Origin of the sequence: Paenibacillus sp. FSL R7-0026, assembly GCF_038004485.1 — a bacterium.
In the GTDB taxonomy this organism is placed as follows: Bacteria; Bacillota; Bacilli; order Paenibacillales; family Paenibacillaceae; genus Paenibacillus; species Paenibacillus xylanexedens_A.
On record NZ_JBBORG010000001.1, the window covers coordinates 347,732 to 374,714 of the forward strand.

19 protein-coding genes, 17 tRNA genes and 3 rRNA genes are annotated in these 26,983 nt (G+C 47.6%); 33 read left to right on the forward strand and 6 right to left on the reverse strand.

Annotation, left to right across the window (positions count from 1 at the left end; genetic code table 11):
• The first annotated feature begins 344 nt into the window (after positions 1-344).
• Together MKY44_RS01660 and MKY44_RS01665 are read left to right on the forward strand one after the other, a co-directional pair.
• Positions 345-545, forward strand: a complete 201-nt coding sequence (locus MKY44_RS01660) for a cold-shock protein (RefSeq protein WP_024633772.1) — start codon at positions 345-347, stop codon at positions 543-545.
• 188 nt (positions 546-733) lie between these two features.
• Entirely contained in the window at positions 734-961 is a 228-nt protein-coding gene (locus MKY44_RS01665; protein WP_017691121.1) for a cold-shock protein, read from the forward strand.
• Between the two features lie 243 nt (positions 962-1,204).
• Here MKY44_RS01665 and MKY44_RS01670 read toward each other — a convergent pair whose 3' ends face one another.
• On the reverse strand, positions 1,205-1,552 hold the full coding sequence (locus tag MKY44_RS01670) for a hypothetical protein (RefSeq protein ID WP_074093127.1): 348 nt from the start codon (positions 1,550-1,552) through the stop codon (positions 1,205-1,207).
• Positions 1,553-1,716: 164 nt separating this feature from the next.
• On the opposite strand from MKY44_RS01670, the gene MKY44_RS01675 reads away from it, so the two are divergent.
• The gene (locus MKY44_RS01675; protein ID WP_341005821.1) at positions 1,717-2,451 is read left to right on the forward strand and encodes a class I SAM-dependent methyltransferase; all 735 of its coding nucleotides are present in this window, start codon (positions 1,717-1,719) and stop codon (positions 2,449-2,451) included.
• A gap of 58 nt (positions 2,452-2,509) precedes the next feature.
• On the opposite strand, the gene MKY44_RS01680 is transcribed toward MKY44_RS01675, so the two are convergent.
• Positions 2,510-3,154 (reverse strand): GntR family transcriptional regulator, encoded by a 645-nt coding sequence (locus MKY44_RS01680; protein WP_338590119.1) that lies wholly within the window; start codon positions 3,152-3,154, stop codon positions 2,510-2,512.
• A gap of 326 nt (positions 3,155-3,480) precedes the next feature.
• Between MKY44_RS01680 and MKY44_RS01685 the strand changes: the two genes are divergently transcribed.
• The 25 genes from MKY44_RS01685 (at position 3,481) to MKY44_RS01805 (ending at position 15,309) form a co-directional block, all read left to right on the forward strand.
• Positions 3,481-4,302, forward strand: a complete 822-nt coding sequence (locus tag MKY44_RS01685; protein WP_341005822.1) for a transporter substrate-binding domain-containing protein — start codon at positions 3,481-3,483, stop codon at positions 4,300-4,302.
• Between the two features lie 23 nt (positions 4,303-4,325).
• Positions 4,326-4,982, forward strand: coding sequence for an amino acid ABC transporter permease (locus MKY44_RS01690; RefSeq protein ID WP_341005823.1), 657 nt, complete (start codon positions 4,326-4,328; stop codon positions 4,980-4,982).
• Between the two features lie 124 nt (positions 4,983-5,106).
• Positions 5,107-6,327, forward strand: coding sequence for an ornithine--oxo-acid transaminase (locus tag MKY44_RS01695; protein WP_341005824.1), 1,221 nt, complete (start codon positions 5,107-5,109; stop codon positions 6,325-6,327).
• A complete protein-coding gene (gene rocF, locus MKY44_RS01700; protein ID WP_341005825.1) occupies positions 6,317-7,282 on the forward strand; it encodes an arginase in 966 nt (321 codons plus the stop codon). The genes MKY44_RS01695 and rocF overlap by 11 nt, the downstream gene beginning before the upstream one ends.
• Before the next feature lie 604 nt (positions 7,283-7,886).
• Positions 7,887-9,438: ribosomal RNA gene (locus tag MKY44_RS01705) — 16S ribosomal RNA — on the forward strand.
• A gap of 313 nt (positions 9,439-9,751) precedes the next feature.
• Positions 9,752-12,675 (forward strand): 23S ribosomal RNA (locus MKY44_RS01710).
• A 77-nt stretch (positions 12,676-12,752) separates the two neighbouring features.
• Positions 12,753-12,869: ribosomal RNA gene (gene rrf, locus MKY44_RS01715) — 5S ribosomal RNA — on the forward strand.
• Together the 16S, 23S and 5S rRNA genes with 17 tRNA genes alongside form the textbook arrangement of a ribosomal RNA operon.
• 59 nt (positions 12,870-12,928) lie before the next feature.
• Positions 12,929-13,002, forward strand: a tRNA-Ile gene (locus MKY44_RS01720).
• Positions 13,003-13,036: 34 nt separating this feature from the next.
• Positions 13,037-13,112, forward strand: a tRNA-Ala gene (locus MKY44_RS01725).
• Position 13,113: 1 nt separating this feature from the next.
• A tRNA-Asn gene (locus MKY44_RS01730) sits at positions 13,114-13,189 on the forward strand.
• A 3-nt stretch (positions 13,190-13,192) separates the two neighbouring features.
• Positions 13,193-13,284, forward strand: a tRNA-Ser gene (locus MKY44_RS01735).
• Between the two features lie 17 nt (positions 13,285-13,301).
• Positions 13,302-13,373: transfer RNA gene (locus MKY44_RS01740), tRNA-Glu, on the forward strand.
• A 6-nt stretch (positions 13,374-13,379) separates the two neighbouring features.
• A tRNA-Val gene (locus MKY44_RS01745) sits at positions 13,380-13,455 on the forward strand.
• 16 nt (positions 13,456-13,471) lie between these two features.
• Positions 13,472-13,545 (forward strand) — tRNA-Met (locus MKY44_RS01750).
• Between the two features lie 27 nt (positions 13,546-13,572).
• Positions 13,573-13,650 (forward strand) — tRNA-Asp (locus tag MKY44_RS01755).
• 23 nt (positions 13,651-13,673) lie between these two features.
• A tRNA-Thr gene (locus tag MKY44_RS01760) sits at positions 13,674-13,749 on the forward strand.
• A gap of 97 nt (positions 13,750-13,846) precedes the next feature.
• Positions 13,847-13,922: transfer RNA gene (locus MKY44_RS01765), tRNA-His, on the forward strand.
• A gap of 11 nt (positions 13,923-13,933) precedes the next feature.
• Positions 13,934-14,008 (forward strand) — tRNA-Gln (locus MKY44_RS01770).
• A 9-nt stretch (positions 14,009-14,017) separates the two neighbouring features.
• A tRNA-Lys gene (locus MKY44_RS01775) sits at positions 14,018-14,093 on the forward strand.
• 9 nt (positions 14,094-14,102) lie between these two features.
• Positions 14,103-14,189: transfer RNA gene (locus tag MKY44_RS01780), tRNA-Leu, on the forward strand.
• A gap of 8 nt (positions 14,190-14,197) precedes the next feature.
• Positions 14,198-14,272 (forward strand) — tRNA-Gly (locus tag MKY44_RS01785).
• 6 nt (positions 14,273-14,278) lie between these two features.
• Positions 14,279-14,355: transfer RNA gene (locus tag MKY44_RS01790), tRNA-Arg, on the forward strand.
• Positions 14,356-14,371: 16 nt separating this feature from the next.
• A tRNA-Pro gene (locus MKY44_RS01795) sits at positions 14,372-14,445 on the forward strand.
• Positions 14,446-14,457: 12 nt separating this feature from the next.
• Positions 14,458-14,528 (forward strand) — tRNA-Gly (locus MKY44_RS01800).
• 175 nt (positions 14,529-14,703) lie between these two features.
• Positions 14,704-15,309 (forward strand): short chain dehydrogenase, encoded by a 606-nt coding sequence (locus MKY44_RS01805; protein ID WP_341005826.1) that lies wholly within the window; start codon positions 14,704-14,706, stop codon positions 15,307-15,309.
• 224 nt (positions 15,310-15,533) lie between these two features.
• Here the strand turns inward: MKY44_RS01805 and MKY44_RS01810 are convergent, their stop codons facing one another.
• A complete protein-coding gene (locus MKY44_RS01810) occupies positions 15,534-16,580 on the reverse strand; it encodes an ABC transporter substrate-binding protein (RefSeq protein ID WP_341005827.1) in 1,047 nt (348 codons plus the stop codon).
• A 97-nt stretch (positions 16,581-16,677) separates the two neighbouring features.
• A complete protein-coding gene (locus tag MKY44_RS01815; RefSeq protein ID WP_341005828.1) occupies positions 16,678-18,360 on the reverse strand; it encodes an AraC family transcriptional regulator in 1,683 nt (560 codons plus the stop codon).
• A gap of 149 nt (positions 18,361-18,509) precedes the next feature.
• Between MKY44_RS01815 and MKY44_RS01820 the strand changes: the two genes are divergently transcribed.
• On the forward strand, positions 18,510-18,935 hold the full coding sequence (locus MKY44_RS01820) for a hypothetical protein (protein ID WP_341005829.1): 426 nt from the start codon (positions 18,510-18,512) through the stop codon (positions 18,933-18,935).
• Positions 18,936-19,187: 252 nt separating this feature from the next.
• On the opposite strand, the gene MKY44_RS01825 is transcribed toward MKY44_RS01820, so the two are convergent.
• Both MKY44_RS01825 and MKY44_RS01830 read right to left on the reverse strand, forming a co-directional pair.
• Entirely contained in the window at positions 19,188-20,048 is an 861-nt protein-coding gene (locus MKY44_RS01825) for a hypothetical protein (RefSeq protein WP_341005830.1), read from the reverse strand.
• A gap of 146 nt (positions 20,049-20,194) precedes the next feature.
• Positions 20,195-21,103, reverse strand: coding sequence for a LysR family transcriptional regulator (locus tag MKY44_RS01830; RefSeq protein WP_036616479.1), 909 nt, complete (start codon positions 21,101-21,103; stop codon positions 20,195-20,197).
• Positions 21,104-21,509: 406 nt separating this feature from the next.
• Between MKY44_RS01830 and MKY44_RS01835 the strand changes: the two genes are divergently transcribed.
• The 4 genes from MKY44_RS01835 (at position 21,510) to MKY44_RS01850 (ending at position 26,979) form a co-directional block, all read left to right on the forward strand.
• A complete protein-coding gene (locus MKY44_RS01835) occupies positions 21,510-22,526 on the forward strand; it encodes an ABC transporter ATP-binding protein (RefSeq protein ID WP_341005831.1) in 1,017 nt (338 codons plus the stop codon).
• A 70-nt stretch (positions 22,527-22,596) separates the two neighbouring features.
• On the forward strand, positions 22,597-23,670 hold the full coding sequence (locus tag MKY44_RS01840; protein ID WP_341005832.1) for an ABC transporter substrate-binding protein: 1,074 nt from the start codon (positions 22,597-22,599) through the stop codon (positions 23,668-23,670).
• Positions 23,671-23,758: 88 nt separating this feature from the next.
• Entirely contained in the window at positions 23,759-25,429 is a 1,671-nt protein-coding gene (locus tag MKY44_RS01845) for an ABC transporter permease (RefSeq protein ID WP_076319625.1), read from the forward strand.
• Positions 25,426-26,979: an MBL fold metallo-hydrolase gene (locus tag MKY44_RS01850; protein ID WP_341005833.1), complete on the forward strand. Its 1,554-nt coding sequence runs from the start codon at positions 25,426-25,428 to the stop codon at positions 26,977-26,979. The genes MKY44_RS01845 and MKY44_RS01850 overlap by 4 nt, the downstream gene beginning before the upstream one ends.
• Positions 26,980-26,983 lie beyond the last annotated feature (4 nt).

The following is a 26,983-nucleotide window of genomic DNA, read 5'->3' on the forward strand; positions in this document are numbered from 1 at the left end:
AGAATATTATATAAAAAATGTATAAGATGGATTAGATCTGCATATCCTTTCATAAGACCGTACACAAGCGACCAGGTACATAAGAGTGATAAACCCTGGCCCCACGCGTGTTAATAACATGTATTTCCAAAGCTGTTTGAAAAGAAAATACAAAGATTTGCTTTTTGGCTGAATTGGAGTTATAATAAAAACAAGTTGTAGAGAGTGGAAAACCTAATTCATATATTGTAAAGGGCGATCACTTATAGGTTTATGACTGGTACCTTTTTCAATGTGTGAATTTTTATTTGCTTGCTGCAAAGAACAAAGGAACATGTTAATCTTTATTTGGAGGTGTAATTCACATGCAAAACGGAACAGTAAAATGGTTCAACGCTGATAAAGGCTTCGGTTTCATCGAAGTTGAAGGCGGAGAAGATGTATTCGTACACTTCAGCGCTATTACAGGCGAAGGCTTCAAAACGCTGGACGAAGGTCAACGCGTGCAATTTAAAATTGTACAAGGAAACCGTGGTCCTCAAGCAGAAGAAGTTGTAAAACTGTAATTAAAGCATAGCTGCCTTTAACATGTTATAATGGTAAAGGCAGCTTCTTTTTTTTGATCAGTTATATAAAAGTCGGCCCATTAGTTGTCGAGGCAGGAGTCCGGTGGGACGTGAAACTTCCGCTAAGTGTAGGCTTCTGTGAAATAACGTCGGTTAGATGTTTTTCCATAACAAAGGGGGTAGAAGTCATGTATAATCGCAAAAAACCGTTGGAAGAGATTCCACAAGCTGATGCGGCAATCTGGGAATGTACGAGTGATACGTGCAAAGGATGGATGCGGGACAATTTTGCGTTTGATAACGTACCTACTTGTCCGATATGTGCTTCTGAGATGGTCAGCACGACTAGGATGCTACCATTGCTTGAGAATTCGAATAGTAATCTGAAAACGATGCCTAAAGGAAATCGGATTTAACATAGCTTACCCGCCTCTAACGAGGTGTTTTTTTTTAAGATTAAATAGACACCCTGTGCGAAGGTAAGGGTATTAAATATGAAGTTCCCGGCATTCGTTTTGGCGAATGCCTTTTTTTGTATCATTTTTTAACAGTAAATATAGTGTAATTGACGTGAATCGTATGAAAAAGATAAAGACCCTTTTCGCTAAAAGCAAAAAGGGTCTTTGTTATGACTACAATTTTACCAATCAGATTGGAATTTAGATGAACAGGAATGGCAGCAGAAACAATGTTGCTACCAGAGCCAGATCAATTCCTGCTCCATAGCCGTAACCCCCACCGTATCCTCCGTAACCATATCGACCGTAGGCCGAAGATTTAACTTTTTTTGTTGCAACAGCGTTTTTCTTGCTGCTTTTTACCAGCTGCTGTTTGGATTTGACTGAACACAGCCGTGGTCCCTCGAAACACCCGTTCAAATAAATTTTGCCATCACGACATTGACTAAGCGTACCATACATATGCTTACCGTCGTTCATAACGAGACAAACGGAACGTCCAACGTGCGGAGAAACCGTTTCTTCACATACCCGATTAATTCTGTACATGCAAATCCTCCTCATTAGATGCGGTTGCCGCTTGAATTCAACGGTTTGTATATCATAGTAAAAAGAAGACCAATTGGTATGGACGAGTACCCGGAAAATCGAATGGGGAGGAGCCGTTTTTGAATCCGCTCCATACAATGGGAGGAGTGAGGAGGGGATGTCGCGTGGATTATCATGACATGCTGGCTCGGTTAGGGGAGGGGAGTGCCCATCCCGGAGGATTTTTGGCAACGCTGAAGTTGCTGGAGAGTTTATCTCTGCCTGTGGATAGTCATATCCTTGAGATAGGATGTGGCACTGGGAGGACTGCGTGTTACCTGGCTAAAAGGGGTTATCAAGTAACGGCCATTGATCTTAATCGCCAGATGCTGGATAAGGCCGTTCGGCGAGCAAGACGAGAACGGGTGGATGTTCGATTTGTTCAGGCTGATGTAGCATCGTTGCCTTTCCCGGAAAATCATTTTGATATGGTATTCGTGGAGTCGGTTACAATCTTTACCCCATGGCGGAGTGCGCTAACTGAGTATAGAAGAGTGTTGAAGCCCGCTGGACTTTTGGTAGATCGGGAGATGGTTCTATCAGGCCAGAAGACCGAATTGATGTATCGCGGATTAAAGCAATTTTACGGTATACGAACTCTGGTAACGGCGACAGCATGGAGAAAACGCCTGAAACAGTGTGGTTTCACCAAGGTTGAAGTTAAAGAACATTCACGATCAATGGGAAAATGGGGCGTTGATCATGATCCACATCGCGAGATCGATATGAATTGGTTTGAGGATGAACGTATGCAGCGAATGAGTCAAACCAATGATCGGTTGCTCGCGAAATACGGCAAAAAGTTGGGGTATGCTGTTTTTGCGGCTAGGGCACCGTTGGAAGTCAAAAAGGAAAAATAGGAAAAAGACAACTCACACAATCGTGTGGGTTGCCTTTGGTTTGTTTCGACAGAATGTACTACAGCATATCGTTGTCGATAATCCGCCAGTGGTGTTTGAGCAGGGCTTCCAGTTGGCTCTTATCCTTGGCTCGAAAAGCACTTAAAATTTGCCGGTGCTCTTCATTAACTTCGAGCAGTACCTCAGATAGCTTTGGTTTATTATCACTAACATACGACTGCCGGATGAAACTGTTCTTCAATGTGTTTAACATCTCAATGACTGTGGCGTTACCACATCGCTGAATGTACAGATTATGGAACTGATATTGGTTCTTGTTGTAGGCAGCAAGATCAAGTTGGCTGATATCTTCGTCCATTCGGACAACGAGAGTTTCCATCTCCAAAAGTTCAGATGGTCTGAGATGGTCTGCTGCAAGTGTGGCAGCGAGTGCCTCCAGCACACCAATCGCTTGGGAGAACTCCAGTTTTTTGCCTGCATCAAAAGGAGTGACAATAAATCCCCTGCGTGGGATGTATTGCAGCAGATTGTCTGAAGCCAGCTGGAAAAGGGCCTCCCGAGTAGGCGTGCGACTGATGTCCAGCTTTTTGCATATTTCGGCCTCGTTGATCTTCTGGTTGGGAAGTAACGTCCCGTCCTGAATCTTCTGGGCAATGTAATCGTATACGTGATCTTTCAAGGACCGGTATTTGGGTACCTCCATACCGAATCCTCCTTTCTATGTATAGTGAATGAATAGATGGGTTTGAGGCCGTACTGTGCGCGCCGTTCAGGCGTTTCAAGTTTTTATCATCTTAACACCGAGGGGGAAGTTGGGCAAGCAAACTTCATGTCTCAGCCGATGTAAATGCCGTGTTATATATAGAACATTTTATGGAATTAAAGCGTATAAATGTTTAAATAATGATTGTGATAAGCCAAAATATTTGTTAGTATTACTTACATATAAGTCCATATATTGTCTTATGTATATTGTATACAAATTTATCATTATGCTACTCAGTCTAAAAAAGAATAGGGGTATGATGTGTGAAAAAAGTGCTTTTGCCAATGATGCTGTTGTTAGTGGTTGTATTTATGTCCGCATGTGGGCAGGAAAAAACGACAGGGACCGGATCAGACGCTACTTCGTCTTCGGGCAGTAGCTCTGCGGAAAAGGAAGTAATTGTACTTGGAACCAGTGCGGACTATGCACCCTATGAATTTCATAAGAAAATCGATGGTAAAGATACTATCGTAGGTTTTGACATCGAGATTGCGAAAGCAATTGCGGCTGATCTGGGAGCCGAGCTGAAGATTGAGGACATGGACTTTGATGGCCTTCTTATGGCCCTCGGTACAGATAAGGTTGATTTTGTAATATCAGGCTTAACCCCTACCGAGGAACGAAAGAAGAACGTTGATTTTACGGATATCTACTATTATGCAGAGCAGGCTGTCCTTGTTACAGAAGGGGAAGATACGGCATTAAAGTCCATAGATGATCTATCAGGCAAGCAGGTTGGCGTACAAAAGAGTTCCATTCAGGAAGGCATCGCTCAGGAAATAGAGGGAGCAAAGCTCACTTCTCTGGCCAAAATACCTGAACTGATTCTGGAGTTGCAGACGGGGCGCGTAGACGCACTCATCCTGGAGAAGCCGGTGGCTGAACAGTATGTGAAGAACCAAGAGGGGCTTGTTGTTGCAGGTGTGGAGATTGAACAGGCTGAAGACGAGGGTGGTTCGGCCATCGCGGTGAAGAAAGGTAATCAGAAGCTGCTGGATCAGATCAACGCTACATTGGAAAAGCTCAAAACGAACGGAGATATTGAACGGTTCGTCGTTGAAGCGAATGAGATGCTCGGCGAATAAACCGGACGAGTGAGGGATATGCCGTGAATTTAGATTTTTCCTTTCTATTAGAACATTGGCAGGATTATGCACGAAGTGCGTGGGTCACGCTTGAACTTTCCTTCTTCGGTGTATTGTTTGGTACGTTGCTGGGTGTAATCATGGCGCTAATGCGAATATCCCGAATATGGCCAATTAAATTTGTGGCATCGGCGTATATTGAACTCATTCGAGGAACACCGATGCTTGTACAGATTCTTATTATTCATTATGGTCTGACGGTTATAGGTGTGAACTTGCCGGCATTTATGTCGGGGGTGGTAGCTCTGACGATGAATAGCTCGGCTTATATGGCGGAGGTGTTCAGGGCCGGGATTCAAGCGATTGATAAAGGACAGATCGAAGCTTCGCGCTCCCTTGGTATGACAAATGGTATGACACTTCGTTATATTGTACTGCCGCAGGCTTTTCGTAACATGCTTCCAGCCATCGGCAATGAATTCATTATTATCATTAAAGATTCTTCGCTTGTCTCCATGATCGGCATAGCCGAGATTATATACACGGCCAGAACAATTCAGGGTGTTACGTTCCAGCCGCTCGCTCCGCTACTTGTTGCCGCCGGCCTCTATTTTATAATCACATTTACACTGGCTAATTTGCTCTCTTGGTTGGAACGTAGACTTTCTACTTCTCGCTAACTATTGATAAAGGATTGGATTAGGCTGGAGTGGAAAAAGAGAGATGTAGTCGTAAATGGCGATGGCATCGCATACATTGTTATTGTATTTTGTATACAATATTTTGGAAAGGTGTTGGGTGTGTATGTCAGATTCCAAAATGTTAATTGATTGGTCAGAGCGTTATGCTGCACCTAATTATCATCCGCTCCCTATTGTTATTGAACAGGCGGAAGGGGTATGGGTGGAAGACCCTGAAGGCCGCCGTTATATGGATATGCTAAGTGCATACTCTGCATTGAATCATGGTCATAGACATCCTGTGATCATACAGGCGCTCAAGGATCAGGCAGATCAGGTTACGCTGACATCACGGGCATTCCACAGCAGCTCCGCTTCTCTTTTTTATCAGAAACTCTCACAATTCACGGGGAAATCGAAGATTCTCGCCATGAATACAGGAGCGGAAGCGGTGGAGACTGCGGTGAAGGCGGTACGTAGATGGGCTTATCGTTGCAAAGGTGTACCGGAAAATCAAGCCGAGATTATCGTATGCTCTGGTAACTTTCACGGAAGAACTCTGACAGTTACGTCCTTTTCTTCTTCAGCGGAGTATAAAAAGGATTTTGGACCGTTCACACCTGGATTCCGGATTATACCCTATGGAGACATTGAAGCGTTGAAGCAGGCCATTACGCCAAATACGGCTGGTTTTCTTGTAGAGCCTATTCAGGGCGAAGCAGGAATCGTTATCCCGCCTGATGGATATTTGGCAGAAGCTTTTGCTCTGTGCAAGAGCCAGCAGGTGTTGACTGTATCTGATGAGATCCAGACCGGATTTGGCAGAACAGGTCGCCGTTTTGCCTCCGACTGGGAAGGGGTTGAACCAGACATCTGGATTATGGGCAAAGCGCTGGGGGGAGGAGTCATGCCCATCTCGGCTATCGCTGCTGATGCGGAGATACTTGATTTGTTTGAGCCGGGGTCTCATGGTTCTACGTTTGGGGGTAACCCACTCGCTTGTGCCGTGGCTATAGCAGCTCTGAAAGTTCTTGAAGATGAGAAGCTTGCTGAGCGATCGGAGCATCTGGGGAACTATTTTATGAAAAGACTTCGAGATATTCGCAGTTCAGCCATACGGGATATTCGGGGTAGAGGGTTATTTATTGGTGTTGAGCTGCATGAATCAGCACGTCCCTATTGTGAGCGATTGATGTCTGCTGGTTTGCTATGTAAAGAAACCCATGAGACGACCATCCGATTTGCTCCACCACTGATAATTAAAGAGTCCGAGATTGACTGGGCACTGGAGAGAATTGAGCAGGTGTTGATCAACAATGAGGGAGCTGACCTACATGAAAAATGATGATGATGTACATGGTGGAATAAAAGATACTTCCATTAATACAAGTCAAACATCTGTGCGGCGTAATATTGCTATCATTAAGGTTCCTTTTGGACTCGGTGGAGCAAGAGGTGGAGCAGAGTTGGGGCCTGATGAATTGATTACAGCTGGACTGAAGCGGGAGATTGCGAGTCTTGGGCTAGTGCTTTCCAAAGAAGTGCGGGTAGATTGTCCTTCTGAACCTGCTGCCCCTATTGAGCGGAATCGTGTAAAACACTTAAATGAGGTACGTCAGGTCAGTGAGAAGGTGTGTATTGAAGTATCAGGTGCAGTAGAGGAGGGGGCTTTCCCGCTTGTGCTTGGGGGAGATCATAGTGTAGCGATTGGTACTTTTGCCGGGCTAACAGCGCACTATTCGAATTTGGGTGTGATCTGGTTTGATGCGCATGCAGACTTGAATACGGAAGAACGCAGCTTGTCCGGTAATATGCATGGGATGAGTGTGGCTGCATCCTTGGGGCATACTGCATTCAATCTGTCGCACATTACTGGAGCAGGCGCGTTTATTGATCCTTCCAACTTGGTCTATATTGGTCTGCGTGATTTGGATGAGTATGAGAAAGAGCAGATTAAAGAACTGGGAATCCGAGCATTTACGATGCATGATATTGACCGGATGGGAATAAAGCAAGTTATTGAGGAAGCAATAGCTACAGCGGGAAAAGGGACAGATGGTATTCATGTCAGCTTCGACATGGATTGTCTGGATCCGCGGGAAGCTCCGGGTGTAGGCACCCCAGTACCGGGTGGTTTGAATTACCGAGAGGCACATTATGCATTGGAGATACTTGCTTCCACAAATCAAGTTACGTCGATGGAACTGGTTGAGGTGAATCCGTTGTTTGATCACAATAGACATACGGCACGACTTGGTGTGGAACTGATCGCTTCGTTACTTGGTAAGCGCATATTGTAAGCACTGAGAAGTGAAGCGGAGTATGTAGGCTGTGCCTAAGGAATATACTTTCTTATCTATTATAGAAGGAAAGAAAACTGAGATCTCCGAGGACTAGGGCTAGTCACAATCAATTGTTCACTGCTTCGCAGTGGAAGTGGCTTCCCTGGTTATGTTTAATGGATATGTATATTAGAAGTGCCGTATGAGGATGCTGAGAGTTAAGAGTAGCGTCAGATTACATATTGTGCTGATGATGTGGGTTGATTATCATTTTTGAAAAAAGACTTGCAATTGAAATCTGTACATGATATATTCTAATTCCGGCCAAGAAAACACGGTTTACACGGTGCGGCAAGCGAATGAAATAAGCTTCGAAAGAAACTTAAAAAAAGAGCTTGCAAAGTTGGTTCGGACATGATATTATATAAGAGTTGCTGAAGAGAACAAAATTCGGTAACGAAACAAGTTTGATCTTTGAAAACTGAACAACGAGTGAGTAAACATTCTGCTTGCAGAATGAACGCAAAAGTTTGAGACAAGCCTTGGCTTGAATCGGCTGGAGCAAAAATGAGATTTTTAATCTCGTCAGATTCAAAATGAGCTTATCGCTCTTTTCAATACTTTATTGGAGAGTTTGATCCTGGCTCAGGACGAACGCTGGCGGCATGCCTAATACATGCAAGTCGAGCGGAGTTGATAGGAAGCTTGCTTCCTTGATACTTAGCGGCGGACGGGTGAGTAACACGTAGGCAACCTGCCCTCAAGTTTGGGACAACTACCGGAAACGGTAGCTAATACCGAATAATTGTTTTCTTCTCCTGAAGGAAACTGGAAAGACGGAGCAATCTGTCACTTGGGGATGGGCCTGCGGCGCATTAGCTAGTTGGTGAGGTAACGGCTCACCAAGGCGACGATGCGTAGCCGACCTGAGAGGGTGATCGGCCACACTGGGACTGAGACACGGCCCAGACTCCTACGGGAGGCAGCAGTAGGGAATCTTCCGCAATGGGCGAAAGCCTGACGGAGCAATGCCGCGTGAGTGATGAAGGTTTCGGATCGTAAAGCTCTGTTGCCAGGGAAGAACGCTTGGGAGAGTAACTGCTCTCAAGGTGACGGTACCTGAGAAGAAAGCCCCGGCTAACTACGTGCCAGCAGCCGCGGTAATACGTAGGGGGCAAGCGTTGTCCGGAATTATTGGGCGTAAAGCGCGCGCAGGCGGTCATTTAAGTCTGGTGTTTAATCCCGGGGCTCAACCCCGGATCGCACTGGAAACTGGGTGACTTGAGTGCAGAAGAGGAGAGTGGAATTCCACGTGTAGCGGTGAAATGCGTAGATATGTGGAGGAACACCAGTGGCGAAGGCGACTCTCTGGGCTGTAACTGACGCTGAGGCGCGAAAGCGTGGGGAGCAAACAGGATTAGATACCCTGGTAGTCCACGCCGTAAACGATGAGTGCTAGGTGTTAGGGGTTTCGATACCCTTGGTGCCGAAGTTAACACATTAAGCACTCCGCCTGGGGAGTACGGTCGCAAGACTGAAACTCAAAGGAATTGACGGGGACCCGCACAAGCAGTGGAGTATGTGGTTTAATTCGAAGCAACGCGAAGAACCTTACCAGGTCTTGACATCCCTCTGATCGATGCAGAGATGTATCTTTCCTTCGGGACAGAGGAGACAGGTGGTGCATGGTTGTCGTCAGCTCGTGTCGTGAGATGTTGGGTTAAGTCCCGCAACGAGCGCAACCCTTATATTTAGTTGCCAGCACTTCGGGTGGGCACTCTAGATAGACTGCCGGTGACAAACCGGAGGAAGGTGGGGATGACGTCAAATCATCATGCCCCTTATGACCTGGGCTACACACGTACTACAATGGCCGGTACAACGGGCTGCGAAATCGCGAGATGGAGCCAATCCCAACAAAGCCGGTCTCAGTTCGGATTGCAGGCTGCAACTCGCCTGCATGAAGTCGGAATTGCTAGTAATCGCGGATCAGCATGCCGCGGTGAATACGTTCCCGGGTCTTGTACACACCGCCCGTCACACCACGAGAGTTTATAACACCCGAAGTCGGTGGGGTAACCGCAAGGAGCCAGCCGCCGAAGGTGGGATAGATGATTGGGGTGAAGTCGTAACAAGGTAGCCGTATCGGAAGGTGCGGCTGGATCACCTCCTTTCTATGGAGAATCGTTTCCTGCAACGGAAACATTCAAATAGCAGACTAGATCTGCACAAACTACTCACTCGTTGCTCAGTTTTGAGAGCTCAAACTCTCAAACAGCTTGCTTTTGCATGGAGCTTGTTCTTTGAAAACTAGATATCGAAACGAAACAAACGCGAATTAGAACATTCCTTTTTAGCTGAACTTGTGTTAAACAAGTTTCAATAAAAACGGTAGATTGCTGGATGGTATCGAAATGGAGCGACTTTTGGATTTGGACGTAGTCCAAACCAAGGGAAGCGAGCGACCGAAACCGAAACGAGCGCAATGGTTAAGCTACTAAGAGCACACGGAGGATGCCTAGGCGCTAGGAGCCGATGAAGGACGTGGCGAACAACGAAACTGCCTCGGGGAGCTGTAAGCAAGCTTTGATCCGGGGGTGTCCGAATGGGGAAACCCAGCTGGGGTAATTTCCAGTTACTCACAACTGAATACATAGGTTGTGCAGAGGCATACCAGGGGAACTGAAACATCTAAGTACCCTGAGGAAGAGAAAACAATAGTGATTCCGTCAGTAGCGGCGAGCGAACGCGGAGAAGCCCAAACCAGAGAGCTTGCTCTTTGGGGTTGTGGGACGTCTCACATGGAGTTACAAAGGAACCGGTTAAGCGAAGAGGTCTGGAAAGGCCCGCCAAAGAAGGTAAAAGCCCTGTAGTTGAAAGTCTGTTCCCTCCGAGACGGATCCCGAGTAGTGCGGGGCACGTGAAACCCCGTATGAATCCGGCAGGACCATCTGCCAAGGCTAAATACTTCCTAGCGACCGATAGTGAAGCAGTACCGTGAGGGAAAGGTGAAAAGCACCCCGGAAGGGGAGTGAAATAGAACCTGAAACCGTGTGCTTACAAAAAGTCAGAGCCCGTTTTAGGGGTGATGGCGTGCCTTTTGTAGAATGAACCGGCGAGTTACGTTCCCGTGCAAGGTTAAGGTGAAGAGCCGGAGCCGCAGCGAAAGCGAGTCTGAATAGGGCGACATAGTACGTGGACGTAGACCCGAAACCGGGTGATCTACCCCTGTCCAGGGTGAAGGTGCGGTAACACGCACTGGAGGCCCGAACCCACGCATGTTGAAAAATGCGGGGATGAGGTGGGGGTAGCGGAGAAATTCCAATCGAACTCGGAGATAGCTGGTTCTCCCCGAAATAGCTTTAGGGCTAGCCTCGGAAAACAGAGTCGTGGAGGTAGAGCACTGATTGGGTGCGGGGCCCGCAAGGGTTACCAAGCTCAGTCAAACTCCGAATGCCATAGACTTACTTCCGGGAGTCAGACAGTGAGTGCTAAGATCCATTGTCAAAAGGGAAACAGCCCAGACCATCAGCTAAGGTCCCCAAGTGTGTGTAAGTGGGAAAGGATGTGGAGTTGCACAGACAACCAGGATGTTGGCTTAGAAGCAGCCACCATTGAAAGAGTGCGTAATAGCTCACTGGTCGAGTGACTCTGCGCCGAAAATGTAACGGGGCTAAACACACCACCGAAGCTATGGCTTGATGCTTTGCATCAGGGGTAGGGGAGCGTTGTATAAGGGTTGAAGGTGTACCGTAAGGAGCGCTGGACATTATACAAGTGAGAATGCCGGTATGAGTAACGAAAAGATCAGTGAGAATCTGATCCGCCGAAAGCCTAAGGGTTCCTGAGGAAGGCTCGTCCGCTCAGGGTAAGTCGGGACCTAAGGCGAGGCCGAAAGGCGTAGTCGAAGGACAACAGGTCGAAATTCCTGTACCACCGTAAGCCGTTATGAGCAATGGGGGGACGCAGTAGGGTAGTGACGCGGACTGATGGATGTCCGTCTAAGCAGTGAGGCTGATGTGTAGGCAAATCCGCACATTGTAAGGCTGAGCTGTGATGGGGAGCGAAAATTGTAGTAGCGAAGGTCATGATCTCACACTGCCAAGAAAAGCCTCTAGCCAGGTGAAGGTGCCCGTACCGCAAACCGACACAGGTAGGCGAGAAGAGTATTCTAAGGCGCGCGGAAGAACTCTCGTTAAGGAACTCGGCAAAATGACCCCGTAACTTCGGGAGAAGGGGTGCCCCGGTAGTGTGAATAGCACGAGGGGGCCGCAGTGAAAAGGCCCAAGCGACTGTTTAGCAAAAACACAGGTCTGTGCGAAGCCGTAAGGCGAAGTATACGGGCTGACGCCTGCCCGGTGCTGGAAGGTTAAGGGGAGTGGTTAGGAGCAATCCGAAGCTGTGAACCGAAGCCCCAGTAAACGGCGGCCGTAACTATAACGGTCCTAAGGTAGCGAAATTCCTTGTCAGGTAAATTCTGACCCGCACGAATGGCGTAACGACTTGGGCGCTGTCTCAACGAGAGATCCGGTGAAATTTTAATACCTGTGAAGATGCAGGTTACCCGCGACAAGACGGAAAGACCCCATGGAGCTTTACTGCAGCTTGATATTGAATTTGGGTACGATCTGTACAGGATAGGTGGGAGCCTTTGAAGCATGAGCGCCAGCTTGTGTGGAGGCAACGTTGGGATACCACCCTGATCGTATCTAGGTTCTAACCTGGTACCGTAATCCGGTGCGGGGACAGTGTCAGGTGGGCAGTTTGACTGGGGCGGTCGCCTCCTAAAGAGTAACGGAGGCGCCCAAAGGTTCCCTCAGAATGGTTGGAAATCATTCGAAGAGTGCAAAGGCATAAGGGAGCTTGACTGCGAGACCTACAAGTCGAGCAGGGACGAAAGTCGGGCTTAGTGATCCGGTGGTACCGCATGGAAGGGCCATCGCTCAACGGATAAAAGCTACCCTGGGGATAACAGGCTTATCTCCCCCAAGAGTCCACATCGACGGGGAGGTTTGGCACCTCGATGTCGGCTCATCGCATCCTGGGGCTGAAGTAGGTCCCAAGGGTTGGGCTGTTCGCCCATTAAAGCGGTACGCGAGCTGGGTTCAGAACGTCGTGAGACAGTTCGGTCCCTATCTGTCGTGGGCGTAGGAAATTTGAGAGGAGCTGTCCTTAGTACGAGAGGACCGGGATGGACGTACCGCTGGTGTACCAGTTGTTCCGCCAGGAGCACCGCTGGGTAGCTATGTACGGACGGGATAAACGCTGAAAGCATCTAAGCGTGAAGCCCCCTCAAGATGAGATTTCCCAGTATGTAAGACCCCTTGAAGACGACGAGGTAGATAGGCTGGGGGTGGAAGTGCAGCAATGCATGGAGCTGACCAGTACTAATCGGTCGAGGGCTTATCCAAATATGCAAGTGATAATTCGCGTGTTTCGTTTCGAATCTAGTTTTCAGAGAACAACACTCTGAAATGTAAGCACCGCGTTTGGTGGCGATGGCGGAGGGGTTCCACACGTACCCATCCCGAACACGACCGTTAAGCCCTCTAGCGCCGATGGTACTTGGACCGCAGGGTCCTGGGAGAGTAGGACGCCGCCAAGCGATTTCCCTTTGGGGTATTTTTTTTGCCCCCCTTGCTAAGGAATAAGGGATATATATTAGGGCCCTTAGCTCAGTTGGTTAGAGCGCACCTCTGATAAGGGTGAGGCCGGTGGTTCGAGTCCACCAGGGCCCATAGCAAGACCACAACAATGAAATACACAGTGTATGGGGCCATAGCTCAGCTGGGAGAGCGCCTGCCTTGCAAGCAGGAGGTCAGCGGTTCGATCCCGCTTGGCTCCACCATTCCCTGATAGCTCAGTTGGTAGAGCACTCGACTGTTAATCGAGTTGTCACAGGTTCGAGCCCTGTTCGGGGAGCCATATGGAGAGGTGTCCGAGCTGGCCGAAGGAGCACGATTGGAAATCGTGTAGGCGTCACAAGCGTCTCGAGGGTTCGAATCCCTCTCTCTCCGCCAGATAATTTTTTTAGCAAGGCCCGTTGGTCAAGGGGTTAAGACACCTCCCTTTCACGGAGGTAACAGGGGTTCGAATCCCCTACGGGTCATAATATGGAGGCTTAGCTCAGCTGGGAGAGCATCTGCCTTACAAGCAGAGGGTCGGGGGTTCGATCCCCTCAGCCTCCACCATATAATTTTATAACGACGCGGGGTGGAGCAGCCCGGTAGCTCGTCGGGCTCATAACCCGAAGGCCGCAGGTTCAAATCCTGCCCCCGCAATTATACTTTCCTTTGAGAAAGTGATCTGGAACCGTGGTGTAGTTGGCCTAACATGCCTGCCTGTCACGCAGGAGATCGCGGGTTCGAATCCCGTCGGTTCCGCCATTTTTTAATTAAATATACACCGTGCCGGTGTAGCTCAACTGGTAGAGCAACTGACTTGTAATCAGTAGGTTGGGGGTTCAAGTCCTCTCGCCGGCACCATTTTTAGTATTTACATCTGAATTTGTGATAGAATGTATATTACAAGTAAAATTGTTAATACTAAGATTCTCTTAGTGGATGAATGGCTTACTCTATGGCGGTCGTGGCGAAGTGGTTAACGCACCGGTTTGTGGATCCGGCATTCGGGGGTTCAATTCCCCTCGATCGCCCCATGATTTTTTAATGGGGATTAGCCAAGCGGTAAGGCAACGGACTTTGACTCCGTCATGCATAGGTTCAAATCCTATATCCCCAGCCATTTCATTACGAGTCATTAGCTCAGTTGGTAGAGCACCTGACTTTTAATCAGGGTGTCGAAGGTTCGAGCCCTTCATGACTCACCATTATATTTTGCGGTCGTGGCGGAATTGGCAGACGCGCACGGTTCAGGTCCGTGTGGGCTAACCCCCGTGGAGGTTCGAGTCCTCTCGACCGCACCATATGTTTTGCGGAAGTGGCTCAGCGGTAGAGCATCGCCTTGCCAAGGCGAGGGTCGCGGGTTCGATTCCCGTCTTCCGCTCCAATATTTGCGCCCTTAGCTCAGCTGGATAGAGCGTTTGACTACGAATCAAAAGGCCGGGAGTTCGAATCTCTCAGGGCGCGCCATTATTCTCATAAGTATCGGGATGTAGCTCAGCTTGGTAGAGCACCTGGTTTGGGACCAGGGGGTCGCATGTTCAAATCGTGTCATCCCGATTTTTTTTATTTGCGGGTGTAGTTCAATGGTAGAACTTTAGCCTTCCAAGCTAATAGCGTGGGTTCGATTCCCATCACCCGCTTCCGAGTAACATATAGAAGAGTCTTTGCTTATAGCAAAGGCTTTTTTTGTGTTAAGTGTAATCTATTTATAATAGGGGCAATTGTCATTTGATTAAGGATGAAATCTTTGTTTAAATAAATAGAACAATTCGTATCTGATTAACCGTATTTATTTATAAAGGAGGACAAACAGTAATGAAAAGAGCTCTGGTGATTGGTGGAAACGGAACATTAGGTAAAGCCGTTGTTGCGAAACTGAGAGATTATTCCGTTGAGGTTATTACGGCAGGTAGACAATCCGGGGATGTTCAGGTGGATATGACATCGACAGAGAGTATTACTACCCTTTTTGAAACGGTGAGAAATATTGATTACGTCATTGTGGCGGCGGGTCAGACCCATTATGCGAAACTCGAAGAACTTACACCTGAGAACAATATGATTAGTGTGCAGGGTAAACTGCTTGGACAGGTCAATATCGTATTGATTGGACAGCACTATATTAACGACAAGGGGAGTTTCACGCTGGTCAGTGGCATTATACAAGACCACCCTATTGAGCAAGGTGCATCAAGTGCTCTGGTCAATGGGGCTATTGATTCGTTTGCCAAAGCGGCAGCGTTTGAGTTACCAAGAGGCATTCGTTTGAATTCGGTTAGTCCTAATCTGTTTGTAGAGTCGGCGGAAAAATATAGGGATTTCTTTATTGGATTTAATCCCGTACCTGTAGAGAAAGTGGCTAATACGTTTATCCAGAGTGCACTTGGGATTGAAACAGCCCAAAATTTTAAAATATATTAAAAGCTGGACAGTTATATATGATTTTGATGAATACCTATCCCTAATTAGTTGTAGGAAGAGAAGGGTGTACATGAAATGCATTTAAATGTTAAGCATGTAGAATGATTTTTCCTGAAACAGGACTGAATGAGGCCATATGGAATATTAAATATAAAGGAGATCCACCGAAAATACGGTGAATCTCCTTTTGTTTGTTGTGGATGAAATAGTCGGTATGTTTGGAATCAGGGAGCAGGTAGTCCAAGAACTTCGAGCATTTCATTGCGTTTGAGCGATTCGGCAATGGGGCCGTCAATGAGCCATTTCTTAGCATTGAGGACATAGACATGACCATTTTGAACAGCGGGTAGGCTTTTCCACACTTGGAGTTGCTGGATTTCGTTGAGTTCATCTTTTGTTTTTTGCAATGCTTCAGCTGACCCATCAGAGCTAATGGACACAATGAACAGATAGTCTGCTTTGATTTCAGGCAAAAGCTCAACCGAGATACTCGCATTCATCCGATCCGGATTTTCGGCCTCAAGTTTGGTAACGAGAGCATCGGGAGTGAATCCAATCTCATAACCCGCTCCTACATAACTGGAAGCCGGGAATGGCGTGGATGGAATGGACGAGAAGAACAAACGCATATCTTTCTCTTCCAGGCGCAGGAATGCAGCTGTAGGTTTGGTCTTGGTGATATCGGCTGCAAGCTTCTGGGCTTCAGTTACTTGATCTTTATTTTTTTGTAAAAGCTGTTCAGCCCGCTCTTCAATATCCAGTGCAGTAGCTACCTGCACGATAGATTCCTGCCAATTACGGCGATCATAAGTGATCGTAGGCGCGATCTTCTCGAGTTGTTCGAGAATTTTGGCATCCAAACTGGCATTGGCAATAATAAGGTCTGGATTGGCGCTGACTACAGCTTCAAAATTGACACTTTCATTAATGGGTTCGACAGCCACGCCTTGAGCTTCAAGTTGCTCATTCAGGTAATCTTGCCGGCCAATAGGTGTAGCAAGTACCAGTGGTACCTCCAAGGAGAGGAGAATGTCCTCCATATTAATGGACACAATCCGTTCGGGATGTGCCGGGATTTCTTTGCTGCCACTGGCGCTCTCCACAGTCTTAGTAGCTAATTCAGTGGATGAGTCGCCATCTGTCCCCGCAGCTGATTTTACGCCATCTGCAGATGGCTGCGAAGTGCTTGCAGGTGTCTGTCCACACGCAACAAGTAACATGGCGAGTATGAACAGTATCCCCGTTATTTTGACATAATGCTGTTTGTACATTATAATCCCCCTGTGTTTCTAATGATATTGATTCTCAGTATACTTTATATTGTAGCGGTCTCATGTTGGGGGAGACATAGCCTTCTGTGCTATCCGGTCATGGATTAATGTGCTGAGTCCCACCAAAAAGTTTCAGGGTTTCATCGATAATTTGATCATGGGCATACGGTGAATAATCCAACCAAGGCATTTCATCTAGCAGATATACACACTTGTTCTGCACGGGCATCAATTGTTGCCATAGCTGAGTATGTTGTAGTTTATGCCAACGTTGCTGGGATTCTGAGTCCTGATCCACAATCAGTAACATGCGATCTCCAACCATATGAGGCAACTCCTGTTCATCCAATGCACGATAGACTTGCCCTGGAAGCAGATCGTGTGAAGGGGACACGCCCAGGTCGTTATATAGAACAGCGCCCCCATTGCGTCGCCCGTAGATTAACAGATGACCCATCATGATATGAATGATGGAGACCGTATCCTTACCGATTAAATGAGTAAGCTGCTCTTTGGCATGGATTACCTTGTCATCATACTGCTCCAACCACTGCTGAGCATCTTGTTGCTGTCCCACAATGGAGGCAACTTGTACGAAGTGTTCCCGCCAGCTCAATCCTTTCCATGGGATAACGATGGTAGGAGCAATTCGCTGCAGTGTTCTTTTTAAGGTATGGGCTTCGTACTCATTACAGAGTATGAGGTCCGGGCTCGCTTGCATCAACAACTCAACGTTGGTTTGCCAGATATGAGGATTCATACGTTTGCTACGTCCCAGATGATAAGGGATATTGGAGAAAAACAGATTCCTGTGTTGATCCCGTCGGTTATCGATCAATGCCGCATGGGGGATGATCTGTAATGCCAGCAGATGGCCAGTGGTTCCGAAGGAGAGAGCAGCAATTTTACTGCGTTTCTGCCGTTGATAGGTAGAGGGAGACACGCCAACATATTTTTTGAATTTGCGACTAAAGTAAAACTCGTCCTGAAAACCAACCTGTGAGGCGATATGTTTGATGGTTTGGCCGGGGACGAGCAGCATCTCTTTGGCCCGGTCCATGCGGATGCTATTCACGTATTCCATGGGACTGATGCCAGTCCGGTTTTTGAATACCCGCGAATAGTGCCATACACTCATACCTGCCACTCCGGCAAGAACTTCCCGAGAAAGATGCTCAGCATATCCAAGCTCAATAAGTTCAAGTGTTTGATCCAAAGCAGAGGTGTGTTCGGAATCTCCTATTGCACTTTCTTTGGGAGGAGCATACACATGGGTCAACAATTCATGCATCAAAGTCTGAATACGAAATGGACGATTTTCTTGAGGTACAGAGATGCATTCATGGAGCTGTGAGGCAATTCTGGTACATTCCTGAAAAAGCTCATGCGGTAATTCATCAGCGTAAGATGAACGAAGTAACCCTTTTTGGTATACCTCCATTACAGTAGAGCCGGAAGTAGCTTTATTGATATTCGAGAGAGGCTTCAACATATCAAAATATATCGCGATGCCCTGTAAAGGATGAACCTCATCCGGTGTATATTCTATCGCTGTTCCTGGCAGGATTAGATACATTTTGCCGAGTGTGGCATGATTCAGCCTGTGCCCAATACGAATATCGGCTTCACCGCCAGTACAGATGAGCAGAAGATGTGAGTCCGCTAATACGAATGGGGGAAGAAAAGACGCTTGATCGAGAACTTCGGATGTCTTGAATCTTGCATATAGGTCACGGGTATGTTCACCGTTAGATATCAGTGGAAAGACTTGCAAAGTCACCAGAATCCCTCCTTAACTTGCAATAGTAACATTACATATGATGTATTTGAGAATCATTATCAATTATCGCATATTGTCATACAAATAAGAAGTCCATATGATAATATGAAATGATATACACAAGAGAAAGCGAAGGGGGGGGATATAGAATGTGGTTTATACTTGGTTTTATTATCTTAGTTTCGATATTTGGTATTCGAACGACGAGTCGATCCAATAAACTAAAACAGCAGTTCGGATCAAGGTTACATGCAGTAGGGATTCATCAGTCAGGGCTTCCACAAGTTGCGGAAGGCAGGCGGGTGGATGTGCTGATAGGTAATGGGAACTTATATATTCAAAGTGGTCAGCAAACGTTTGAACTCTCATTAAGAAAAATCGGGAGTGCAGGATATCCAAAAAGAACAGGTAGCTCAAATTCGAGAAATTATCTCGTAATACACTACGAGATGAATGGTAGGGTACGTCCGATAGTATTAAGATTTATGAAGCCTGTTCACGCTAAAGCATTTCTATGGGAAATCGAGGGTCAGCTATTCGCGCGAAACTCAAGTGATGGAATTATAAGACTTTAGAAACTATGATCATTGAACCGCGTAACTCTCCACTATAAATTGAATTGAAATAGGTTATCGAGTTGGAAAATAGCCAATACATAGTTCCCATCATCTAAACCATTGAGCGAATAACCAGTAAAATCGCAACCGATGTTAATCGTAGAATTACTTAAATAACAGATCATTTAATTCACTACGCAAAAAAAGACAAGCTCCTCTCCTACGTTGAACGCAGGAAGAGGAACTTGTCTTTTTAATTAGAGCTTGCGATTAATATCTTTCCAGAATCGTCTGTGTTTTCAAGCCATCAGCCGGAATCAGCCAGTTGTTGTTCTCCAGCAATTGCAGCAGTTGGGTACGCAGTCCGGATACGGCTACAGCATCATCGGTTTTGAAAGAAACTTCTACGATATTCTCAATACCTGTACCTGCTGCGTCACGGATCGGCCATACTTCGAGTGTAAGCTCTTGACCATTCCATGTACCTTCATAACGTTGGAATGTGATTGGTCCATATGCACGAGATTGAGTCAGTTGTTGCTTGCCCCAGTTGGAGGAAGTCCAGTTTTTCAATTTGCCCGGAAGCTTGTCCAGTAACATGTTCAGGGCAGCTTGCTGGGAAGGCAGCTGAACGCCTGTGGCACTAGTATCGACTTTTTTGGTGTTGGAGAAGCTCAGGGTTTGTTTGCCGTATCCCCAATCAATCTCAGCCTCGTAATTATCATCCGATTTGTCGAATCCTTCTTGGTTAGCCAGTGTCAGCGCTGCATTGATATCACCATTGATGACAGGGTAACGTTTTTTATAGGTCAGTTCATAGTTGTTTTTATCATCCTTTTTGCGAAAACGAACATTCCATCCTTGTTCATCCAGTCCGAGCGCATTGGTGTCGAAGTACTCTACGTTAATGTTTCTTGGCGTGGAACTCAGGCCGAGTGTCTGAATCACTTCACTGCGTGGTGTCCCATCTGTATTCAATACAAGCTCCGGCTTGGCCAGAAACTTTACTTCATATGCAGGAACGGCATTGGCAGCAGCAGAAGCCTGTGGTGCTCCCACAAATGTCATTCCACTTCCCAATGTTACGATGCTCAGCATCAATGAGGCGGTTACCTTTTTCCACTTTTTCAAAACCAATCACTCTCCTAATCTGGATTAACGTACAGACTCACTTTATCGCCCGAATATATGAAAGCGATTAAAGGGAAGCGCACATTGCGTTAACCCTGCATAGATTTGATGAATGGCAAACGATAGTTTATAGCGGATCAGGGCAATTAGCCATGGAAAATGGGGAAGCCGTGACTCACCTCTCGTAGCACTTCTTTGAAGCGGTTTACCTGAACGGAAGGGTGGCGGTCCTTGTTATGTACCGTATAGATATGGCGCGGTGCTTGCTCTCCGGGAATGGGAAGAACTTGAATGAGCCCCTGCTGTTCCTCCCACTGTACCGCCATCCGAGACATGAATGAGACATGCCCCCCGATTAACACGAGCTGTTTGATGGCTTCCAGGGAATCCATCTCCACCGTGCTCCGCAAACGAATATCATGTTGCGCAAGCCATTGATTGGTTAACCGCCGTGTACTGGATTCATTGCCATGTAAGGCAAAAGGAATCTGTGCGATATGATCAGGTGTTAATGCATCCTTCTGGGCCAACCCATGTTGCGGAGAGCAGATTAATACCAAGTCATCTTCACACAGCGTCTCGGCTTGCAGGGCAGGTCCAACAAATGGCTCTGAAGAGATCACCCCCAGATCAATTTGATGTCGAATTAACATCTCGCGAATAACAGGTGATGGTTTGACGGATAAGACGATACGGATGCCCGGGAACTCCTGAGAAAAGGTATTGAGTATGGTGGGCAGCAAATATGTAGCCGGTACATAGCTTGCTCCAATGTGCAGGGTGCCCCGATAGAGACTGTCATATTCCTTTACGACCCGCCTTGCCTCTTGGGTCAGAGCATTGATTTTGACGGAATAATGGAGCAGAGCTTGTCCAGCCTCGGTTAGAAAGGTCTTTCCACTGCGTGATTCAAATAATCGTACGCCCATCTCTTCCTCCAATGACTTCATATGAAATGTAACGGTGGGTTGCTTGATCCCCAGTAACTCGGCCACGCTTGTCATGTGATGATGCTTGTCGATCAGCTCAACAATTTGCAATTTGATCAGATTCAATGTCCCAACACTCCTCTCACTACTACTAGCCCCAATATATAAGATGATCTAATGTTTTCATAAAGACGGAGAGTACAGAACCAATCTGAAGAAGCGAAGCCAAAAGCTTTCTGGAAGAAAGCTGCTTCGGAAGCATAAGCTTCGCCTTTATCCCCGGATTTCTCCCTTTATAAAGGAAATAAAAGAAATCTGGGGATAACAGCGATCGGAAGATGGTGCTGTAATCGGAGCGACAACATGAAAATTAATTTAGTTCACCTACTATAGATTTAATCTATGAACATCAACAGAATTCATCTAAAAAGTTAATTCCAATTTTACATACAAGACATACAACTCGCGAAAGCGGACGTTAGACTGAGAACAGTGCAAGAGATCAAGTAACAGAAGACAGGCAGGGATGCTTATGAAATTAGAGATGACAGGAATTCAAAAATCATTTAATCAAACACCCGCACTGCTGCCGACAGATCTAACGCTTGAACATGGAAAGTTCACGACACTGCTCGGCCCATCGGGCTGTGGCAAAACAACACTGCTCCGCATGTTGGCCGGGCTGGAACAGCCGGACGCGGGGGAGATTCGTGCAGATGGTCAGTGTATCTACTCTGCGGCTAAGCGGATTGATATACCAACACACAAGCGTAATCTGGGCATGGTGTTTCAGGATTTTGCATTATGGCCGCATATGACCGTATACGAAAATGTAGCGTTTGGCCTGAAGGCCGGAAAACAGAAATCTGATCTGCGGCAAAAGGTGAACGAAGCACTTGGCATGGTTCGCCTGCAAGGCATGGAAGATCGATATCCTCATCAGCTGTCTGGTGGACAGCAGCAACGGGTTGCTTTTGCCAGAGCCGTAGCCGTCAGACCTGGTGTGATCCTGTTCGATGAGCCACTGAGTGCACTGGATGCTGTACTTCGGGAAGAGATGCGGATTGAGATGATGTCCTTGGTACGGGATATGGGACTGACTGCGCTGTACGTCACACATGATCAGATCGAGGCGATGTCGATGTCGGATGAGATTGTGGTGATGCAGAAGGGTCGGATATTGCAAAAAGGAAGCCCGGAAACGATCTACTCGGCACCAAGTGATCCGTATGTCGCTTCGTTTATCGGAAAGTCCAACTGGCTCACGCCTAATCAATCAATGGTGCGTCCAGAGCATGTCACCTGGAACAAAACAGGTCATGACGATCTGTGTCATCCGGGGACGGTACTTAGTGTCAGCTATGTAGGTGAGCGCTATGAAGTACGAGTGCAGATGGAAGGGCTTGGCGTATGGACAGCCTATATGAACCAAAGGGTGCGCGTAGGGGAGCGTGTGCAGCTCTATGTAACCCCTGAGCGGATATGCCGAATGGACGGTTATGACCACCCGAGTATGAAGCAAAACGAAGCGATCGCAGTGGCATATTAAATTGTTGAACGAGCACGCAGTTGGAAGCAGGAGTACACATTTTATAAGAAACCAGGGGAGATGGACGAATATGTTGGGTATGAACACACGGAAAAAGAGCGCAATGCTGTTATTAACAGCGGTAATGAGTATCAGTTTGTTCGGATGTAGCACAGGGAACTCGACCACAGGCAACGCGGTACAACCCGCGGGTGAAGGAAACACAGCAGCAGCGGCGGAAACAACGAAACCGGCTGGCGGCAAGTTGGTTTTGTATAGTGCTGGCCCACAGAAACTGGCGGATAACATCGTGAGCGGATTTACAGACAAAACAGGGATCGAAGTTGAGATGTTCCAAGGAACGACAGGAAAAATCTTGGCTCGTATGGAAGCTGAGAAATCCAATCCGGTTGCAGACGTTGTGATCCTGGCCTCTTTACCTTCCGCACAGGCTCTGAAAGCCGATGGACTGACTATGCCATACCCTGAAGCAGCCAATGCAGACAAGCTGAACAAGGACTGGTCGGATGCAGAGGGCAATTATTTTAGCAGCAGCGCTTCCGCACTGGGGATTGTGTATAACACCAAACTGGTATCTACACCACCAACAAGTTGGGCAGAGCTGGCTACGCCTGCATGGAAAGATGCAGTAAACATTCCCGACCCTACATTATCAGGTTCAGCACTCGACTTCATCACAGGATACCTGAGTGCAAATGGTGAAAAAGGATGGGATCTGTTGAGTGCCTATAAAGCCAATGGTGTAGCGATGGCAGGTGCCAATCAGGAAGCACTTGATCCGGTTATTACGGGTGCCAAAAGCATCGTAGCGGCAGGTGTGGACTACATGGCATATTCCTCCAAGGCAAAAGGCGAACCACTGGATATCGTATATCCTGAGGAAGGCACGGTAATCAGCCCAAGACCAGCAGCGATTCTGAAATCCAGTCCAAATGTAGAGAATGCCAAAGCGTTCATTGACTACTTGTTGTCCGATGAAGCACAGAAGCTTGTTGCAGATGCCTATCTGATCCCGGGCCGCGAAGACATTGAAGCGACTAACCGTGCCAATGTGAAGGATATTCCACAGCTTAAAGTGGATTGGAACTGGATGAGCGAACATGGCGAAGAGACAGCGGCACGTTTTTCCGAGACTTTTAAGTAAGAAGAACAAGGATAGAGACAACTAGGCAAAAGGAATACCTGCTGTCTGTGGAAAGTCATGTGAGGTGAACGTAGTGAAATCTGTTGGAATGGACAACAACCGAATTTTTCGGAGAGTGGGCGTGATTCTGGCCCTCTTTCTGCTGACCATAAGCATTGGCGTGCCGCTCTTGCTGATCTTCTGGCAAAGTGTGTATCCGGACGGACAATGGGACTGGATGGCTCCGATTCGCACGATTACCGGTCATCATTTATCCGGTGTGTTGCTGAATTCCGTCTGGCTTGGCATCTGCGTTGTAGCGGTAACCACACTGCTGGCGCTACCGCTGGCCTGGATGATGGCGAAGACTCGGATGGGCGAGCATCGCTGGGTCGATGTAATCCTGATGATTCCGTTCATGACCCCGCCGTATATCGGCTCGATGGGCTGGATTCTGTTTATGCAAAAAGGGGGTTATCTCCAGCAATGGGTGCCCTCATCTGCGGGCTGGAGTGAGCTGTTCTTCAGCTTCTGGGGCATGGTGCTCATCATGAGCTTGCACCTGTTCCCATTCCTGTATCTGCTGCTTCGAGATGCATTGATCCGCATCGGTGGCAATCTGGAAGAAGCGGGAGCCGTGCACGGTGCACGTGCAGGATACCGTTTTAGACGTATTATTTTACCCCTGTTGTTGTCGTCTTACGGCATGGGAATCATGCTGGTCTTTGTCAAAACGATTGCGGAATTCGGAACACCCGCAACCTTCGGGCGCAAGATTGGCTATTATGTCATGACCTCCGAAATTCATAAGTACATCTCCAGTTGGCCGATTGATTTCGGTAAGGCGACTTCGCTGGCATCGGTGCTGTTGTCCGTCTGTCTGGTGATGTGGTATATGCAGTCTGCCATGAGTAGAAAGTTCACGTATCGTCTGGTTGGTGGCAAAGGGCAACGTTCAAAGCGATATTCTCTTCGTGGCGGAGCAGGATGGTTGTGCGGGGTGTATCTTGCAATCCTGTTGATCCTGTCGATAGGTATTCCGTATTTCTCCATCATCGCCGCTTCGACCATGAAGTTACGGGGATCGGGAATTGCTTTTGATAATCTGACCTTGGATCATTACAAAGAGCTGTTATCTTGGGGATCGGTGAGTATGAAGGCCATCGGGAACAGTCTGGGATTATCCCTCGCGGCTTCAACCGTTGCTGTTATTATCGGTACGGGGTTTGCGCTGGCTATCGGCAGATCTTCTTCATTCATGCAGCGTGTGATTGACTTGTTCAGTCTGTTGCCTAATACGGTGCCGGGTATCGTGATGGTCGTGGGTCTGATTCTCTTCTGGAACTCACCCTGGATGCCAGTCACGTTGTATAACACCTACGGCATGGTTGTGCTCACGTACGTTGTTCTCTTCTTGCCTTACACCGTGCAGTATGTAAAATCGAGCTTTACCCAGATTGACGGAACATTGTTCCAGGCTGGGCAAGTCTTTGGCGGGAAGCCGCTGTATATTCTGCGGCGTATCCTGATCCCGCTGATCCTGCCCGGCATGCTGGCGGGTTGGATGATGACCTTTACGATTGCAACAAGGGAACTGGTCGGATCGTTGTTGATTCTTCCGCCGTCGATGCAGACGTCGGCTACGTATATATTTGCCCAGTTTGAACAAGGTCAGGTATCACTGGGAATGGCGATGGCCGTTGTGACTGTAGGTATGACGGTGCTGATGCTGCTGGGAATCGAACTGCTGAATTCAAAGAGAAAGTGGAATGCATCATGATCAAACTGAACGTATGGGGCGGTGCAGGGGAACATGGACGTTCCGCTTATCTCCTGAGGGGGAGCAATGTTCGCCTTTTGCTGGATTGTGGTGTGAAAAAAGAAGGTACGGGCGAGTATCCGCTGATTGACCCGAAGATCGTCCCGCAACTGGATGCGGTCCTGTTGTCCCACGCCCATGAGGATCATTCGGTCGCCATCCCTTTGCTTTATAAGATGGGCTACCAGGGTGAAGTGTGGACGACGAGAGAGACGAGGGCGCAGCTGCGTACGTATTTTGCCAACTGGCGTAGGTTTGTAGAGCGTGTAGGCGAAGAACTTCCTTATGATGAAGCAGATGAGCAAGCTATTTGTTATCGGTATCTGGAGGATGAGGTTGTATCCCAAACCTGGTTCGAACCCATTCCTGAAGTAAAAGTGATGTGGGGCCGGAGTGGACATCTGGCTGGATCGGTGTGGTTTGGGGTTGAAATGGAAGGTAAGCGGATTTTCTATTCCGGGGACTACACGTCCGAATCGATGCTTTTACAGGAGGATTGTCCAGCGGAGGCGTTCTCACGGGAAAACATGATTCGTGAAGATACGTTGTTCGATACTCCGAGCAGTGAACAGTGGGGCGCGGAGGAACTAATTGCTATAAACAGTGGGCAAAAGGCTGGAGAACTCATAACGTCACCAGATCAGACATCTGTTGCATCAGAAGCGTCGTCAAGAACACTCGTATCCATGGAGATACCCATGAAGCAGGGAAATTTCACATCCAACGGAGCAGATAGAGCAGCAGTATCTTCCGTCGGGCTGGTAGATCTGGCGATCGTTGATGCCGCCTACGGTACGGACCAGGATACACAGGCTGACAAACTGGAACAGCTGGAACAAGCCATTCGCCAGACGATTGCTCAAGGTGGAAAGGTGCTCTTACCTATGCCTGTCGTAGGGCGTGGACAGGAGATCATACTGTGGGCACAGCAACAATTCCCGGCTATCCCAATCGTAGTGGAACAAGGGCTGGTGGAAGGGATGAAGCAGCTTATGCATGTTCCGTATTGGTTGAGGGAGAAGGGAGAGCATGTCATCGGAAGTTCGTTGAAAGACAAAATTGATGGCTTTCTGATCGGACGAGGATGGGAGCTGCCTACAACCACCCAAGAGCGGGAACAACTGTTGGAACATCATGCTGCTTCGCTATGGTTTATTCCGGACGGCATGATGCAGTCCTCGCTTGCCCGTTGGTACTATAGTCAATTATCGGACAAGGAGGAGAATCTGATTCTGCTCACCGGGCATGTTGCTCATGGTACATTTGCTGATAAGTTGCTACGGGTTCCTGACAAGTATGGAGTGTGTGATGTGCGGAAAATACGTTATAAAGTACATCAGGGCTGGAAGGATGTTGAACGGATGCTGCATCAGATTCCAGCAAGGCATACGGTCCTTGTGCATGCTGACCGGGCAGAGACGGACCGATTAAAAGAAGGTTTGCTCAGAAATAGCCCGTCACCGGGAACAGTTATACATTCACTGTCTGCTGGTGACGAGCTATATGTGTGAATTG

Coding starts and splice junctions, on each gene's coding strand:
- MKY44_RS01660 (WP_024633772.1), top strand. CDS start 345: ATGCAAAACGGAACAGTAAAATGGTTCAACGCTGATAAAGGCTTCGGT.
- MKY44_RS01665 (WP_017691121.1), top strand. CDS start 734: ATGTATAATCGCAAAAAACCGTTGGAAGAGATTCCACAAGCTGATGCG.
- MKY44_RS01670 (WP_074093127.1), bottom strand. CDS start 1,552: ATGTACAGAATTAATCGGGTATGTGAAGAAACGGTTTCTCCGCACGTT.
- MKY44_RS01680 (WP_338590119.1), bottom strand. CDS start 3,154: ATGGAGGTACCCAAATACCGGTCCTTGAAAGATCACGTATACGATTAC.
- MKY44_RS01695 (WP_341005824.1), top strand. CDS start 5,107: ATGTCAGATTCCAAAATGTTAATTGATTGGTCAGAGCGTTATGCTGCA.
- rocF (WP_341005825.1), top strand. CDS start 6,317: ATGAAAAATGATGATGATGTACATGGTGGAATAAAAGATACTTCCATT.
- MKY44_RS01805 (WP_341005826.1), top strand. CDS start 14,704: ATGAAAAGAGCTCTGGTGATTGGTGGAAACGGAACATTAGGTAAAGCC.
- MKY44_RS01810 (WP_341005827.1), bottom strand. CDS start 16,580: ATGTACAAACAGCATTATGTCAAAATAACGGGGATACTGTTCATACTC.
- MKY44_RS01820 (WP_341005829.1), top strand. CDS start 18,510: ATGTGGTTTATACTTGGTTTTATTATCTTAGTTTCGATATTTGGTATT.
- MKY44_RS01835 (WP_341005831.1), top strand. CDS start 21,510: ATGAAATTAGAGATGACAGGAATTCAAAAATCATTTAATCAAACACCC.
- MKY44_RS01840 (WP_341005832.1), top strand. CDS start 22,597: ATGTTGGGTATGAACACACGGAAAAAGAGCGCAATGCTGTTATTAACA.
- MKY44_RS01845 (WP_076319625.1), top strand. CDS start 23,759: ATGGACAACAACCGAATTTTTCGGAGAGTGGGCGTGATTCTGGCCCTC.
- MKY44_RS01850 (WP_341005833.1), top strand. CDS start 25,426: ATGATCAAACTGAACGTATGGGGCGGTGCAGGGGAACATGGACGTTCC.